The organism is Pseudozobellia thermophila (assembly GCF_900141855.1).
Classification (GTDB): Bacteria; Bacteroidota; Bacteroidia; order Flavobacteriales; family Flavobacteriaceae; genus Pseudozobellia; species Pseudozobellia thermophila.
Genome location: NZ_FQYU01000002.1, coordinates 550,220 through 567,207 on the forward strand (window position 1 = coordinate 550,220; position 16,988 = coordinate 567,207).

The following is a 16,988-nucleotide window of genomic DNA, read 5'->3' on the forward strand; positions in this document are numbered from 1 at the left end:
CAATATCGTATTTCATTCGCTATTCTTCGCATATCGTTCCCTCCACCCCGTTTTCAACGGGTCGCTCCCTGCAATTGTGCGGTCAGGATTTCCTGAATCTCCGGTTTGCAGCTCCCGCATCCCAGTCCGGCACCGGTCTGAGAACAAACAGCGGCAAACTCATGGCAGCCGTTGGTTATGGTTTCGATCAAATTGCCTTCGCCAACCTGACTACACGAACAGACCAATTTACCCTTTAGGGGTACCGATGCGCTGTTTCCCCTCAGAAGTTCATCGCGCTTTTCCGACAGTTCGATTTCGTCTTCGATAAGCCGTTTAAATTCGGCGAATTCATTTTTATCTCCCATCAAAATGGCCCCCACCAAGATGTCGTCCTTCACGATGCATTTCTTGTAATACCGTTTACTGGTATCCATAAAAATAATCTCTTCGTAATCCGGATCATTGCCAGGCGTGTTCACCATGCCCAAACTGCACAGGTCGAGGTCTTCGAACTTTAAAATATTCATCAATACCGATCCCCTGTACCTACTGCCATAATCGCCTAAAATGTACTTGGCCGCAATATCGGCCTGTTGCTCGGCGGCCGAGGTAATACCGAACAAGGCATTGTTGTACTCGGCTATTTCGCCCAGGGCAAAAATATCAGGGGCACTGGTCTGCAAATAATCGTTGACCACCACTCCCCTACTGGTATCGATATCGGCCATTTTGGCCAGCTCGATGTTCGGCCTTGTACCAATGGCATATACAACGGCATTGCAGGCAATGGTGCGCCCCGTTTTAAGGGTTACCGACAAAATATGGTCTTGTTTCCTTTCCTCAAATACCGTACTCACCTCATTATCGAAATAAAGGGCGATCCCCCGTTCCGATACGTCTTCGGCCAGCAGCCTGCTGGCCACGGGATCGAGCTGCCTTTCCATCAACCTCGGCGCCCGCTGGATAATACTAATGTTGATGTTTCTTTTTTTGAGGGCCGCTGCCAGCTCAAGCCCCAACAGTCCGCCCCCCACAATAACCACATGCTGTTCCTCGGCGGGGAGGCCCGTTTCCCTTAAATACCTTCGCAAACTATCGGCATCACCGCGTTCGCGCATGGTGAACCGACCGGGGAGCTTGATCTGGACGCCACTGGGCACAAAGGCCCGGCTTCCGGTGGCCAAAATCAAGATATCATAGCTGTGTACCTTGCCACAATCGTCGACGATTTTTTTGTTTACCTTGTCTATTTCGGTAATTCCCAACCCCGAATGCAAGTTTAGGCCGAGCTTTTTAACCTCTCCCTTTTTTAGTTTTTCCAAGGCCGGCCATGTGAGTTCCTCGCTTACGTATTCGGGCAGCAGTACCCGATTGTAGAAGGGGTGCTCCTCCCTTGAAAAAACGTGTACCTCGTCTACCTTGTTGGTAGCCCGGTACGTTTGTACAAAACGATAGGCCGCCGCCCCGGCCCCAATGACCACTACCTTCTGTTTGGGTTTTACGAACTTCCCCACCTGAACCGCGCAATATTTAAAATCAGGCTCCTTTGATATGGGGTCGACCAAATCGTTTGTTATGTTATTGGCCCGGCCAAAATCGTTGTTTAAAACCTTGCCCCAGTGCATGGGTAAAAAGACCACGCGCTCCCGAATATCAAAGTTCACCTTTACCTTCACCTGAACCTGCCCCCTACGGCTTTTTACGATCGCCACATCGCCATCCTTCAAGTCCCTAAGGTAGGCATCTACCTTGTTCATCTCAAGATAGGGTTCGGGGATATGGGCAAGCAGGCGTTTTACCTTGCCGGTCTTGGTGCGCGTGTGCCACTGATCTCGTACCCTTCCGGTATTCAATATCAAGGGAAACGTTGAATCGGTTTCCTCGGATTGGTTGTAAAGTTTGGGAGGGACATTGAAATGGGATTTTTGATCGTTCGTATAAAACCGCAAATCGGTAAACAACCTGGGGGTGCCCATGTGTTTTGGATCTGGCACCGGCCATTGAAAACTGCCTTCGTCCTTCAGGCGGCGATGCGACAATCCGGAAATATCGATATGGGTTCCCTTTGTCAACAGGCAGTGCTCGTCGTAAACTTCCCCCGCGTTTTTATAATCAAAGCCCTTGAACCCCATATGTTGGGCAAAACGCCATAGAATCTCGGCATCGGGAAGCGCTTCCCCCGGAGGGTCGATCACTTGGGGCAAATAGCTGATCCGCCGTTCCGAATTCGTCATCGTCCCTTCCTTCTCCAACCAACCGGCGGCCGGCAAGAGCAAGTCGGCAAATTGGGTCGTCTCCGACCTGTGCGAAATGTCCTGGACCACGACGAAGCTGGCTTTTTTCAACGCCCGTTCGACCTTGTGCGAGTTCGGCAGACTTACAACGGGGTTGGTACAGATGATCCATATGGCCTTCAATTTACCGCGGTCCAGTGCATCGAACATCTCGGTTGCCGTATAGCCGGCTTCGCCCGATATGGCCTTACAGCCCCAAAATTCGGCCACTTCCTTTCTATGTTTCGGGTTTCCGAGGTCTTTGTGGGCCGCAAGCAGGCTTGCCATCCCCCCTACCTCACGACCGCCCATGGCATTGGGTTGGCCCGTAAGTGAAAAAGGTCCGGACCCTGGTTTGCCGATCTGGCCGGTCAACAAGGACAGGTTGAGCAGGGCCATGTTCTTAGCCACCCCGATGACACTCTGGTTGAGTCCCATCGTCCACATCGAAATAAAAGCTTTGGCATTGCCTATAAAGCCCGCGGCCTTTCGAATATCGTCAACCGCAATACCACATAGCTCGGCCGCCCTTTTAAGGGATAGCTCAAAGGCCGTCTTTTTGCAGGCTTCAAAATTGGAGGTGTGCTGCTTTATAAATTTTTTGTCAATTTTCCTTTTTTCGATCAACCATCGGGCCAAGGCATTGAAAAGGATGACATCGGTACCGGGCAGGATCTGGAGGTGAAGGTCGGCTATGGCACAAGTCTGTGTCTTTCTAGGATCTACCACGATAATTTTCACGTTCGGGTTTTCGGCCTTGTGTTTTTCTATCCTGCGGAAGAGTATGGGGTGGCACCACGCCGGGTTGGCCCCGGCAATCAGAAAGCAGTCCGACAGTTCGATATCGTCATAGGAAATTGGGACGGAATCCTCGCCCAACATTTTCTTATAGCCTACCACCGCCGAACTCATACAAAGCCTGGAATTCGTATCTATGTTATTCGTGCCAATAAAGCCTTTGGCGAGTTTATTGACCAGGTAATATTCTTCGGTCAGGCATTGCCCCGAGACATAAAACCCGACACTGTCGGGACCGTGCCTATCTATAATACTCTTGAAAACCGCCGCGGCCCTTTCAAAAGCCGAATCCCAAGATACCCGCTGCATAGGATGGTTGCGGCTCCAACGCATTTGGGGAAACAAAATGCGGTCCGTTGTGTCTTGGGCCACATAATTTAAGTTTTTACCCTTTGAACACAACATGCCCTTGTTTACGGGGTAGGATACGTCGCCCTCTACGGTGATGGTACCTTTCGAATCAACTGAAACATCCATACCGCAGCCCACCCCGCAATACGAACAAATGGTCTTATTCACTTTCTTTTTCAACATCGTCAGGCTTTGATAACTATTACTGTGACATTTACGTATGCAAATTAAGAATATACGTATATATACGTAGTAATTATATCGTAAAAGTTGGGCGATATTCTAAGAGTACCGTAAAAAATGGCCCCTTTATTCAAAAAATCCATCTTGGGCGGACTTTTAAGCCCCTTTCGGGGTATGTGGCATACAGTAAGGATTGTGCCCCTACTTCCTCCGATGGCCGCTATCGTCATTTTTCGTTCACACATCGCGAAAGGAAAATTCCTTTGGGTGCCAAGGAAATCCGTGGCACAAGGCCTATGGGATTATATATCCTAAAAAAAACCGCCCCTAAATTCAATACCCGGTAAAATGTCCCAAAAAAATACCGATATGTATAAGAAATAATGCAATTCATCCGTTATTTAAGTATTTCATCTTATATTCACACTACATAACCCCAAAAGGCAAACTCTTTTACTACCTATGAGGACATTTAAATTTTTGGCCGTATCTGTTTTTTTGACCCTTTCCCTTATTTATGCCACTTCAAGTAGCCCCTCATCAAAACCACATTCGGATACGGAGCAAACCGATCCTCCATCGGTTAAAAAAGACCTTGCCAAAAACGGCCTCGATGCCGAAAAGTATGAGAGGAACAAGCTAAGGCTAAGCGCCGCATTAAGCTCCTATTTTCAAAAAGCGATCGCCTCGGGAGAAATCGTGGGAGCAGGGGTAAGTATCGTTCAGGGCGACAGTATAGTACTTGCCGAAGGTTTTGGAAAACGCAAACACAACGAAAACGATTTAGTGAACGGGGAAACCGTTTTTAGGCTCGGCTCGCTCTCCAAGGGATTTGCGGGTGTGCTCGCCGCCGATTTAAAAAACGAGGGGTATATCGAATGGAAGGATCGTGTTATCGATTATCTGCCCCAGTTTCAACTAGGCGACCAAGACAACACCTCCCAGATTACCTTGGCCAATATTCTTTCGCACACTTCGGGAACCCCCTACCACAGTTTTACCAATCTTGTCGAAGCCGGTCTTCCCATGGAAACCATTGCCTCCCGATTCAAGGAAGTAGCCCCTATCAGTAAACCGGGTGCCATGTACAGTTACCAAAATGCCATTTTTGCTTTGTGCGGGGAAGTTATGCGCAAGGCAACGGGCAACGAGATCAGCGCTTCGTTGAAGAACCGTTTTTTTACCCCTCTTGGTATGTGCAGTACCTCAATGGACTACAACACCCTAAACCAAACCGTGAATGTGGCCCTGCCCCATGCCAAAAGGGGCAAAGGATGGAGAAGCCTTAAACTGACCGACAACTATTACAATGCCATTGCGGCCGGTGGTATTAATGCCAGTGCCCACGATATGGCCAAGTGGATGCGTTTTTTACTCGGCCACAACCCCGAGGTAATGGACAAATCGGCCTTGGCGGAAGCCTTTACCCCATTTATCGAAATTACCGGGCACCATAAGTATTATCACAAATGGCCCGGCCATAAAAAGTCTTATTACGGCTTCGGATGGCGCATACACAAGTTTGAAGAGGACGGTAGCGAAAAGACGATCTGGCACCACGGGGGCAGTGTAAACAACTACAGAAACGAGATAGCCGTATACCCAGAAGCCGATTTGGGCATTTGTGTCCTCTTGAGCAACAACTCAAAAATTGCCCGTACCGTTATCCCCGACCTCTATCAGATCGTCAAAGGGATCTACCGGCCGAATACCCGTGAAATTGCCCAGCACCACACGTCTGAAATGAACACGCCCCTCTAGGTCCTTCCTACTCCCGGTAGAACATATCGACATTCTCGAACCTGACGTTCCGCCCCTCGATAATCTCGATGGATTGGTCCTTGCTTCTGATCACCGAGTTTTTGATCACAAAGTCCTTTACATCGCTCAGGTAAATGTTTTGTCCCGAGGTAATATCCAGGTTTTCCATAACCACATTGGTCAAGGGTACCTCAGGTATGCCCTTTCCCTTAATGAAGTTCTCTTCGGTATGTATAACGACATTGCGGAAGAACAGGTTACGGTAGCGCGGGGTAAGTTCGGTTATAGGGCGTTTGGGCAGGCGATCGGCCAACTCGCCGACATAGGTTCTGCTCCCCAACAAATCCCACTCCAAAGCATGTCTTTTAATGTTCATCCTCACCCTTTCGTAATAGATGTTCTCCACACCGCCGCCACGTGGTCTTCGGGTCTTAAACCGGAAACCCCTGTCCGTGCCATCAAAAATGCAATCGTGCAGGTAAACGTTACGAATCCAACCGGCCGTTTCGCTGCCGGTGGTAATGGCTCCGTGGCCTGCTTCCGATAGGCAATACCGCACCACTATATTCTCGGTAGGGCGGTTGACCCGGATTCCGTCCTTGTCTCGTCCCGATTTCATGGTAAAACAATCGTCGCCATTGTTCAACGTGGCATATTCGATCAAGACGTTTCGGGAAGATTCGATATCTATACCATCACCGGTCGGGATTCCCACGGAATTAACGGTAATGCCCCGAATAATAACGCCATCACAATAAATCGGGGTTACGTTCCAGGTAACGCTCTTCTCAATGGTAATACCTTCTATAAGAACGTTCTTGCATTCAACCAAACAAATCGATTTGGGCTTGTAGAAAAACCTTCCTTTGTGACCGTCATACACCCTTTCCCTTACCGGAGCGCTTTGATCAATGGCATTTTCCACAACACCCTTGGGGCCGGGGGCCGTTCTAACGGGGGCATCCCGATCGGGGCCAATGATCTTGCCCTTACCGGTTATACCGATATTATCGGCCTTGTGGGCATAAATAAACCCACCGCTGGACATCACCTCAATACCTTCGACCCTTGTAAATACCGCTGGAAGAAAATCTTCTATTTCACCCCCGACCCGAAGCTCGGCCCCTTCCTGTATTTCGAGGTTAACATTGCCCTTTAGTTCGATTCGGGACGTGTACCACACCCCCGAAGGTACAACGACCGTCCCCCCTCCCCGTTTATGTACCCGATCGATCGCCCTTTGGATACTCTTGGTCACCTTTTGACCCGGTTTTGCCCCTAGTTGCATAATATTCAAGCTATAAGCCGCGAATTTCGGCCTATTTAGTTGGGGCATCGCGAAAGGGGCCTTGATCGGGGCAATATCGGCGGGCAAGGCATGCGCACCTACCTCTTCCTTGGTTACAAGTGGCTCTTCCGACGCCGGTGTACTGAACTGTGCACGGACCACTTGGGCCAAAAAGAACATCAAGGCGATTGTTGTTATATTCTTCATAAGGTAACTTGGCTTTTATGATGGTAGACGGACTTGGCAAACAGCATACGGCCACTAGGGAACGATGGTTACGATAACCCTTTTGTAACGGCTCAATCGAGGGCTCCCCTTGTCGGTAACCTTTACAATGAAGTGGGCGGTCTGTTTCTTATTTACCTTAGGGGCCGTAAAATTGGCCAAATGCACGTTTTCAGCTCCGTTCACTTTAATCAATTTCCTGTATGTGCCCGCCTCGGGATAGTTGAACCACAAAAAACTTAGGTTGTCACCGTCGGGATCGGTGCTTTCAAAGGCGTCTAAGGTAAAGCTCTCGCCCGCTTTAACGGTAATCTTGTCTGCATGGCCCAGTTTGGGCACAGGAGGGTGATTGGCCTCTTCGACGGGCAGGATACACCAGTCCATCCGTGCCGCAAAATCATTTTGAAAATCATCGCGCCAGCGCCATAAGCTGGCTTTATCGCTTTTGTGGGAAACGCTGTCGGGCTGTACGGTCCTACCGTATGCCTTGGGTACATAACGAGGCAAACTATCAATGGCATTGGTCCATATAGGCCGGGTTTCGGGTTGGATCCGAACAATCGAGCTCCCCTCCTTGGTTTTTGAAAAATCGGGCTTGTACAATTCGTATCGGCCGCCCCAACCGCCCCATTCCGGATGCTCCGAAACATTGAGTCCATTGGGAATCAAGGAGAGAAAGGCCGGGGTATCGCCCTCCATACCCCAGGCCACGTCGGGATATACCGCCCCAAGCGGACCGTGGTCCTGTTGTATGTTTTCGGCAAGCCACGCGTTACTGATCGTGCTATTGTCAATCCCCTTGACGAAGGCATTGATTCCCGTCCATGTCGCATGGGCGTAATAATCGCCCGGGGAAACGATATAGAAGAGATCGGGAAAGTTGTTGCGGATCCAAATACCGCTATCGTCTTGGTCGGATATGGTATAGACCCTAAGTTTTGCCACCAACTTTTTGACCTCCCGCGGCGACTTGGTCTCCTTGATCGTATATAATGCCTGGGCCAAGGTATTTACACCCCCCCAGACCGAGATCCACAAAGGCCTGTCGTCGTCCTTTTCCAACTCGGCAATGATCCAATCGGAACCCTCGGTATCCATCCCTTTGCCCACTGCGGTCATACCGTACTTGGCGGGACCCGTTTTGACCAGGCGCATAAGTTCTTCGGCCTTGGGATAGCCCTCGGCATGTTTCGACAAATTGGGCCATACCTCGGCGTAGGCCTTGATCACTTTTTCGATGGATTCGGGATGGACGGACGATTGCATCCAACATGAGGTCGTAGCCACTAAGCCCCTAATCTCGATTTCATTGGCATATAGAAACAAACGCACCAAGGATTGGGTATCGTCGGGATCGGCCTCAATATCGGTCAAGACGATCACCCTATTTTTTGTAATCGATTGCGCGTTGCCAAAAGTTAAAAACAAAATCATTAACAAGGTGGTAGTATATGTTCTCATATCAGGGCGTTTTTAAAACAATCCGCAATATAAAGCTATTTTTTTTACCACAACAACAAGCCTGGCGGCACAAACTTAAATATTTCCCTTTTTACCGAATTAGGGTAGCCCCCTATCCAAGGCCTTCGCCATCAAAAAAAAGGCCCTTTCGCTTTTTTTCAAAAGAGACCAAGGCAGGACCCGATCTGAAAACCCTGGTTCGGTTGTAAGGAAGCGCTTGTTCTTCACACCAAATTATACTCCTGTGCCTTTTTGGACAGGTCGATCAAATTTTTGACCTCCATCTTGCGCATCAGGTTAAAGCGGTGGGTTTCGATGGTCCGTTTGCTGTTCTGTAGTTTTTCGGAAATCTGCTTATTGGTAAGTCCTGACAACACCAACTTCAAGACCTGAAGTTCCTTGTTGGTCAGATCAAAGGGATTGTCGGCAGCCTTGTTCCTTTTCGGGCCTTCGATTCCCTCCTTGGCGGGATTCAACAAATGGTTTACCAAAACGTTCGAAATATCGCCGCTATAGTATTTACCGCCATCGCGAACGGTATGAATGGCTTTGATGAACTCTGCCTTGCCCGTATCCTTGAGCAGGTAGCCCATGGCCCCGGCGCCCACGGATTGCAATATATACTCCTCCGAGTCGTGCATGGAAAGGATGATGGATTTGACGGGTGAATTTCTTGATTTCAATTCCTTTACGGCCTCTATTCCCGTCATTACGGGCATTCGAATGTCGATGATCAGCACATCGGGCTCTTTTTCATCTACCAGGGCAAGGGCTTCCTTGCCACTGGCCCCTTCCCCTATGACCTCAAGGTCTTCCTCACTTTCAAGCAAGGCACGAATTCCGTCGCGCACCAAGGAATGGTCGTCTACTAAAACAATTTTTGTGGTTTGATTCAATTTATAGGTATTTGTACGTACAAATATAATTGAATTTTATGATGAAGGGCATCAAATTAAAACCATCGGTACAATCTATCCTCAAATTTAAGTTAAGGAGGAAGGCCGAAAAACAAAAGGACCGCCCCGACCCCAATGGTCGAGACGGCCCAATCGAAGCATCGTTGGAACGGGCTTATTGGCCACTTGCTTTTATAAACTTCGGTTTGATGACGAGCATGGCCCAAACCCAATTTTGACTATCGGCGGCGGCACCTTCTGAAATGCCCTTCAATTCGTACATACCGTCAGCGGCAAAAAGTTGGGAATATCCGATCTTAAAGCCGAAACCGTCCAAGTTTTGGGAGAAAACCACATCGACTTCCGTACCCAAGGAGCTTTCCCCGCTGGGCAGGTCCTGCTCGCCATTAAATTTCAAGACCTTTAGGAGCAGGCTCGATTTTTTTCCCAGTTTAAGATCGGCACTGGCGTGAAGGTCGAACAGGCCGATGGAATTGGCATGGTTGCCGACGTAAAAATAATCCATAAAGCCGTTGAATTTGTGGTTCGTCCCGTATAGGGGGAAAAAGGCTTCGGTTTTATCGGCCGTACCGGACTTGTCGCCACTGATCATTTCGGCACCGATACCCAGGCCTATTTTCGGGGAGGCCCTATAGGTCAGATCCAGCCCCAAGAGATAGGCACTTCCCACCTCGACCCTATTTTGCCGTTCGCCGGTTTGAAAAAAGGCATTGAAGGTCGCCTTTACCTTTCCCTTTGAATAATTGAGATGGCTTCCAAAAGTCTGCAAGTTACTGACCCCGTCGGCCACAAGATCTTCCCCTTCTTCCGTAAAGTCCTGAAACCCATTGTTGAGCAGTAACAGGCTTCCCGAAAAATCGGTCCATTGCTGTTTTAAATACAGGTACTGCATGGTTTTATAGGAGAAAAAGCCTGAAGTGTTGTAGGCCGTACCAACGGATTGAAACCCCGAGGGGTTGCTAAAGTCTTGGTTGAAGGCCAGGCCCAGATCGACCATGAAGCGGTCTTTTCCGTAGCTGACCAAAGCGGCATCGTGGTTACGCCCCTGCTGGGCCCAATCGAGTCCCCCAAAAATACGTTGATCGTCGTAGGCAATTACCTGTCGTCCCAATTTGGCGCTTAGGTCTTTGGCCAGCTTTAATTTGGCCCAGGCCTGAAAAACGGCAAAGGAATTGTTCTGGTCGTAAGGCAGTATCTGTCTATTCTCCCCCCAGACCATGACATCCTGCAGGCTTAAATAAAATTCATACGAACTGAACTTGTATCCAGCGTTCAAACGGGTCCGTGTCGAAATGGCGAAACCGGGGTCGGCCCCATCGGCGATAATATTCCCGAATCCGTGCCGGTATTCGGTACGGGGCCTAAACTCACCGTCGAGGGTGAACTGGCAGAAAGCGATTTGAAAGGAGCATAGGCAAATAAAGAGGAAAACGGAAGGGCGATTATTCATACTTAAAAATTTACAGGTTGTTAGTCAAGCGCGGGAGGTCTGCGACCGGTCAAGGCCAACGCCCCCCTATGCCGTCTTTTAAAAAATTAATCGGTCGATCGGGAGAGTGTTAACTCGGCCTTCATCTCTTCCTCCACCGCCCTTTCGTCGGCCATGGAGAACCTGATCGCAAGGGTGGTCAGGGCACTAATGACAACAAAAATGCCTATGACAAAGTACCCACCCGACACCGCAGTCGCCGCGGCGGTCGATTGGGCCGCTTTTACGGCTTCTTCGCCCAAGGCCGAATTTACGGAAATTGCATGTGTTTCGGCCATGGCGGACTTCGATTTTAGAAAAAGGGCGGCCAAAAAAGCCCCTACGTTTCCTCCGGCCCCGACAATACCCGAAATGGAGCCGATGGCCTTTTTGTTGATAAAGGGAACGACGGAGAACGTGGCCCCTTCCGCCATTTGTACCGTTAGGCTGAAGGCGATCAAGAAGACCAGACCAAAGGCCAAGCTGGTGGTCATGGAAAAGGCCGAAAGCATTAGGCCTTCCGCGGCCAAGATCAGGGTCAGGAAAACCACCCGCCCCCTCAGGCCTTTCATCTTTCCGAACCTATCCCCGAAAAAACCGCCCAAGGTGCGCGCGAAGATATTCATCAAGGCAAAGGAGAGGACCAGGTTTCCGGCAGTAGACCGGGTAAGCCCAAAGTTGTTCTGAAGATAATCGTCCATAGTACCGTAGACGGTAAGCTCCATACCGAAACAGGCGGCATATACAACGAACAATATCCAGACCCGATAATCCTTTAAAACCTCCAAAAAGCTTTCCTCATCCTTTTTCAAGGCGGGCATTTTGCCGGCTGCCTTAAGTTCGGAAAAATTGCCCTCGGGCGTGTCGGTGGTAAAAAAGAAATACACCAGCCCCATCAACATGGCTATGATACCGGCGATGACCATCGAATAACGCCATGCCATTTCATCGGCCACGCCAAAGCTTACCACCGCGGCGGCAATCAAGGGCATCCCCAAGCGGTTCGCCCCTCCGCCCAAATTGCCCCAACCGGCCGATGTCGCGTTGGCCGTACCGACAATGTTGGGAGCAAACATAATGGAGGTGTGGAACTGCGTGATAACAAAAGAGGCCCCTATAAAGCCGATAAAGAGCCTACATACCAAGAACTGCGTGGGGGTCTGCACAAAGCCGAGCAAAATTACGGGTATCGCCCCCAGTATCAACAAATAGGTATAGCAAAGTCGGGGACCGAAACGATCGCACAGTTTTCCTATCAACAATCGGGCAAAAACGGTTCCTGTTACGGCCAGGATAATGGAATTCCACTTCTGTTCGGGCGTCAGCCCCAAATCCTTTACCACATCGGGCATAAAGGGCACGATTCCGAACCAGGCAAAGAAACAGATAAAGAACGCAATGGAGGTAATCCAAAACGTACGGATGGGCATACTTTTCAAATTAGTAAGCTTCAGGGCGGTGGCCTTCTTTGACACTTGGGTTTTCATGATCTCAATTTTTTAGGATGGATAATTTACTTAGTTGTTCCTTACAATATTACGTATAAATACGTACTTACACGTATTTATACCTTGTTTTTAAGTTTCAACTATGTCATTTTATCAAGAAGGGCGATTTTATCCGATAAAAATCAGGAAATGGAAATTACAGGTGTTAAAAAATGCGTATTTCCCAAGCCCATGGCCCTTGATATGTTTTCTTGGCCTAGGTTCGGTAGAGCTTATACCTTAATATATAGGTCGGCCTTAAAGGTTTGAATAAAGTACGCGTTGCACCTCTTCCTGAAAAAAGGAGGGATGCTCAGCCACCACATCGCCGATAACAATAATACCGGGCAAGCCCGTATCGATGCGATTCACGCAATCGGGGACTTTCCCCAAAGTCGTTAGCACACACGATTCATTGGGCAGGGTACCGTTTTGAATAAGGGCCATAGGGGTTGCCGGCCCTCGGTACTTAAGTACCTCCCCCACAATTGCGTCCAATTTTCGCATCCCCATCAAAATGACCATGGTGGCCTGGGAACGGGCGGCAAACATCAGGTCCTCCGAAAAAGTCCCGTCCCTCTTCGTAGCCGTCATGACCCAGAAGCTACTGCTCACCCCCCGGGCCGTTACGGGTATTCCTTGGCTGGCCGGGACGGAAATGGCACTTGTTACCCCGGGAACCACGGTTACGGGAATCCCAAAAGACTCGGCATAGGTGATTTCTTCCGTCGCCCGCCCGAATACAAAGGGGTCTCCCCCCTTCAAGCGTACCACATGGCCATAGTTCATGGCGCATTCGACCAACAACCTGTTGATATCGTCTTGACCATACGAATGTTTCCCACAACGTTTCCCTACGTATATACTTTGGGCCGATTCACTTACTTCTTCCAAAAGCTTCTTCCCCACCAAGGCGTCGTATAGGACGACATCGGCGCTTCGCAAGGCCCTCAAGCCCCGCACGGTTATTAGGTCCTCACAGCCGGGGCCGGCCCCTACCAAGGTTATTCTTGATTCCTTCCTCCCTTTCATATTCTTGAATTTACGGTATGTGATTATGAATTTCCCAACAAAACTACGTAATTATTCATATAAAATTACTTTAAAATTACGTATAAATACTTATTTTTGTTTTCAAGTTATAAATCGAAGCGGTATGAAAACAGTAATTGTGGTCGGCAACGGAATGGTAGGATATAAGTTCTGTGAGAAGTTCATGGCCCATGAAAATAGTTCAAACTTTAAGCTGATCGTCTTCGGCGAAGAGCCCCGGGCCGCCTACGACCGGGTACATCTCAGTGAATTTTTCTCCAATCGCGATGCGCAGGCCCTTCAACTGGCCCCTTTGGAATGGTACAGTGCGCACAACATCGACCTGATCATCAATGAGCGGGTAACCGATATACACCGGGACCACAAAACCATTTCCACGGCGAGCGACAAGGAATACAGCTATGACTACCTGGTACTTGCCACGGGGTCGGCTCCCTTTGTCCCGCCCATCAACGGGGTCGAAAAAAAGGGGGTCTTCGTCTATCGGACCATTGAGGACCTCGAGGGCATGTTGGCCTATGCCGAAAAAATAAAAAGCAGGAAAGACAATGGAAAGGCGGCCATACTGGGGGGCGGACTTCTGGGCCTGGAGGCGGGAAAGGCGGTTATGGACATGGGGCTCGAGCCCCATGTAGTGGAATATGCCCCCAAATTAATGCCGAGGCAACTCGATTCGAGGAGCAGCAACGTACTGCAACTCACCCTAGAATCGATCGGCATTCAAATACATACGGGAAAAGCCACCAACAAAATCTTGGGGAACGGGGCCATAACGGGAATGGACTTTGGGGAAGACGACACCTTGGAGGTAGACATGCTCGTCGTCTCGGCCGGTATACGCCCCAGGGACGAACTGGCCAAAACCTGTGATCTTAAAACGGGCGTTCGTGGCGGAATCGTTGTCAACGATAGGATGCAAACCTCCGACCCCTGCATTTTCGCCATTGGCGAGGTCGCCCTCTACAATCAAATGATATACGGACTGGTAGCCCCTGGCTACGAAATGGCCGAAGTGGCCGTCAACCAAATTTTGGACAATCGCGAAGCGGCCATGAAAAAAGAAATCGACATGTCGACCAAACTGAAGTTGATCGGAGTCGACGTAGCCAGCTTCGGGGTTCCCTACATGCCCGCCGACAAGGGCCTATCGATTATCTACGAGAACAAGACCAAGGGCATTTATAAGCGGATCAATGTCAGCCACGACGGAAAGACGCTCCTCGGCGGAATCATGGTAGGCGATGCGGCCGATTACAGCATCTTGCACCAAATGTACCTCAACAACATACCCTTGCCCGACAATGCGGAAGAATTGATCGTGGGGGCACGCGGCGAAGGAGGTTCGGCCTTCGGCAGCGCCATGGACCTGCCCGATACGGCGGTCATTTGTTCTTGTGAGGCCGTTACCAAGGGCCAGATCTGTTGCAGTGTACTCGACGACGGTAACGAAAGCGTAAAAGCGGTTGCCAAGGCGACCAAGGCAGGTACGGGATGCGGAGGCTGCAAGCCCATGCTCAACGACCTGGTGGCGGAGAGCCTTAAAACGATCGGTAAAACGGTAAAAAACAGCATCTGCGAACATTTCAATTTTTCGAGGCAGGAACTCTACGATATCGTAAAGGCCCGCGGAATCAAAGATTACAACGAATTGTTGGACAGTGCCGGATCCGGCGGTTACGGTTGCGAGGTCTGCAAGCCGGTGGCCGCCAGTATTTTTGCCAGCATATACAACGAAACCGCCAACCGGCAGGAAACCATACAGGACAGCAACGATCGCTACTTGGCCAATATCCAGCGCAACGGCACCTATTCCGTGGTTCCGCGTGTGGCGGGAGGCGAAATTACCCCCAAACAGCTTATGGCCCTGGGCAGGATTGCCCAAAAATTCGACCTGTATACAAAGATTACCGGCGGACAGCGCATCGATATGTTCGGCGCGAAACTTCACGAACTTCCATTGATATGGGAAGAGCTCCTGGCCGAAGGTTTCGAGACGGGACAGGCCTATGGAAAATCGCTCCGTACCGTAAAGAGCTGCGTCGGTTCCACTTGGTGCCGCTACGGCATGGATGAAAGTGTAAGCCTCGCCATTGAAATAGAGCACCGCTACAAGGGCATCCGTTCGCCCCATAAATTTAAGGGTGGGGTTTCGGGCTGTATCAGGGAATGTGCCGAGGCGCGATGCAAAGACTTTGGCCTTATAGCCGTCGAGGGAGGTTGGAACGTCTATGTGGGGGGAAATGGTGGCGCCAACCCGAAACACGCCGAACTCCTGGCCGAAAAGGTGGACAAAAAGACCGCCATTACCTATATCGACCGCTTTGTCATGTTCTATATAAAAACCGCCCAGCCCCTACAACGGACAGCGGCATGGTTGGACAAGCTCGAGGGAGGCATTACCTATTTGAAAAACGTGGTGATCAACGACTCCTTGGGCATAGCCGACGAATTGGACGCCGAGATGCAGGCCTATATAGACACGTACCAATGTGAATGGAAAGAAGCTGTAGAAAACCCGGAAATACGTTCGCGGTATACCCATTTCGTGAATTCCGACGCCGAGGACGACAACATAGAGTTCGTATCGCTCAGGGAACAAAAAATGCCCAAGGAATGGGCCTGACACCCCTTATTCAAGGCGAACAGTGTAAACACAACGATATAAAAACACCAATTATGAAAGCAACCCTATTGCATCAGTATCACACCATAGCCCCCGAGGAAGTTACCCTGTGGTTCAAGGCGGCACCGGTCTCAAAATTTCCCAAGAACGGCGGGGCGTGCATAAAGTATAAAGACCAGCAAATTGCGGTGTTCAACTTCGCCAAGGAGAATATCTGGTACGCCTGCCAGAACCTTTGCCCGCACAAAATGGAAATGGTGCTCTCAAGAGGTATGATCGGCGATGAAAACCTGGAACCCAAGGTGGCCTGCCCCCTGCACAAAAATACCTTTTCATTGAAAACCGGCGCGCATCTGAACGGCAACCTCAATGCCATTGCGACCTATCCCGTACGGATCATTGAGGGCTTTGTGCACATCGGTTTTACCGAATAGCCTTCAAATCGACCGGCCCCATAAACGGCCCGGGTTGATAAAAAGGAAAGTTATTTGCTATCTTTCCTAAAAAATTGAAGCACATGCCTACTGATAATAAATTGGCCGAAGCATACGAACGGTTCGATGCGGCCAACAGCGAAGACCCAAATACCGAAACGTACCAAGGGAAGACCTACCCCAAGGAAGTTCTTTACGCCATGAGAATGACCGAAAAACTGGGGCAATTTGCACCCGATGCTTCGGATGCCCTTAAGCTAACGGCCCGGTGTCAACACATACGAAGGTGGGAGATACCCCGCAAGTCGTACGAAATGAACCGGGCGGGTTACCTCAGGTGGCGGCAAGAGCTCAAGAGGTTTCACGCCCAAACGGCCACCGACATATTGAAGGAAGTCGGTTATGATGCGGAAACGATCGAAAAAGTCGCTTTTTTGCTGCAAAAAAAACAGCTCAAGAAAAACGAGGAAACCCAAACCCTTGAAGATGTCATCTGCCTGGTGTTTTTGGAGCATTATTTTGAGGACTTCGCGCAAAGGCATCCCGAGGACAAACTGATCGACATTCTAAAAAAAACATGGCAAAAGATGTCCAAAAAGGGCCAGGAGGCCGCATTGCAGTTGCCCTTATCGGAAGATACGGTCCGTTTGGTCACCAAGGCCATCGAGACGGCTTAACCTCATA

The 16,988-nt window shown here is 49.8% G+C and carries 11 protein-coding genes; 4 read left to right on the forward strand and 7 right to left on the reverse strand.

The window, feature by feature from the left end; genetic code table 11:
- Positions 1–53 precede the first annotated feature (53 nt).
- The gene (locus BUB37_RS07840) at positions 54–3,587 is read right to left on the reverse strand and encodes a nitrate reductase (protein ID WP_072991372.1); all 3,534 of its coding nucleotides are present in this window, start codon (positions 3,585–3,587) and stop codon (positions 54–56) included.
- Positions 3,588–4,049: 462 nt separating this feature from the next.
- On the opposite strand from BUB37_RS07840, the gene BUB37_RS07850 reads away from it, so the two are divergent.
- Complete coding sequence (locus BUB37_RS07850) at positions 4,050–5,348, forward strand: serine hydrolase domain-containing protein (RefSeq protein WP_072991377.1); 1,299 nt, start codon at positions 4,050–4,052, stop codon at positions 5,346–5,348.
- Positions 5,349–5,355: 7 nt separating this feature from the next.
- Here the strand turns inward: BUB37_RS07850 and BUB37_RS07855 are convergent, their stop codons facing one another.
- The 6 genes from BUB37_RS07855 to cobA form a co-directional block, all read right to left on the reverse strand.
- On the reverse strand, positions 5,356–6,843 hold the full coding sequence (locus tag BUB37_RS07855) for a glycoside hydrolase family 28 protein (RefSeq protein ID WP_094766588.1): 1,488 nt from the start codon (positions 6,841–6,843) through the stop codon (positions 5,356–5,358).
- Between the two features lie 54 nt (positions 6,844–6,897).
- On the reverse strand, positions 6,898–8,322 hold the full coding sequence (locus BUB37_RS07860; RefSeq protein ID WP_072991384.1) for a DUF1593 domain-containing protein: 1,425 nt from the start codon (positions 8,320–8,322) through the stop codon (positions 6,898–6,900).
- A gap of 224 nt (positions 8,323–8,546) precedes the next feature.
- The gene (locus BUB37_RS07865) at positions 8,547–9,218 is read right to left on the reverse strand and encodes a response regulator transcription factor (RefSeq protein WP_072991388.1); all 672 of its coding nucleotides are present in this window, start codon (positions 9,216–9,218) and stop codon (positions 8,547–8,549) included.
- Positions 9,219–9,393: 175 nt separating this feature from the next.
- Positions 9,394–10,689: an alginate export family protein gene (locus BUB37_RS07870; RefSeq protein WP_072991391.1), complete on the reverse strand. Its 1,296-nt coding sequence runs from the start codon at positions 10,687–10,689 to the stop codon at positions 9,394–9,396.
- A gap of 86 nt (positions 10,690–10,775) precedes the next feature.
- Positions 10,776–12,194, reverse strand: coding sequence for an MFS transporter (locus BUB37_RS07875; protein WP_072991394.1), 1,419 nt, complete (start codon positions 12,192–12,194; stop codon positions 10,776–10,778).
- Positions 12,195–12,452: 258 nt separating this feature from the next.
- Positions 12,453–13,226, reverse strand: coding sequence for a uroporphyrinogen-III C-methyltransferase (gene cobA, locus BUB37_RS07880; protein ID WP_072991415.1), 774 nt, complete (start codon positions 13,224–13,226; stop codon positions 12,453–12,455).
- 124 nt (positions 13,227–13,350) lie between these two features.
- Here cobA and nirB point away from each other — a divergent pair, with 124 nt between their 5' ends.
- From nirB to BUB37_RS07895, 3 genes are all read left to right on the forward strand, one after another.
- The gene (gene nirB, locus BUB37_RS07885) at positions 13,351–15,870 is read left to right on the forward strand and encodes a nitrite reductase large subunit NirB (protein ID WP_072991418.1); all 2,520 of its coding nucleotides are present in this window, start codon (positions 13,351–13,353) and stop codon (positions 15,868–15,870) included.
- Between the two features lie 53 nt (positions 15,871–15,923).
- On the forward strand, positions 15,924–16,304 hold the full coding sequence (gene nirD / locus BUB37_RS07890) for a nitrite reductase small subunit NirD (protein WP_072992667.1): 381 nt from the start codon (positions 15,924–15,926) through the stop codon (positions 16,302–16,304).
- 83 nt (positions 16,305–16,387) lie between these two features.
- Positions 16,388–16,981, forward strand: a complete 594-nt coding sequence (locus BUB37_RS07895; RefSeq protein WP_072991421.1) for a DUF4202 domain-containing protein — start codon at positions 16,388–16,390, stop codon at positions 16,979–16,981.
- The last annotated feature ends 7 nt before the right edge of the window (positions 16,982–16,988 follow it).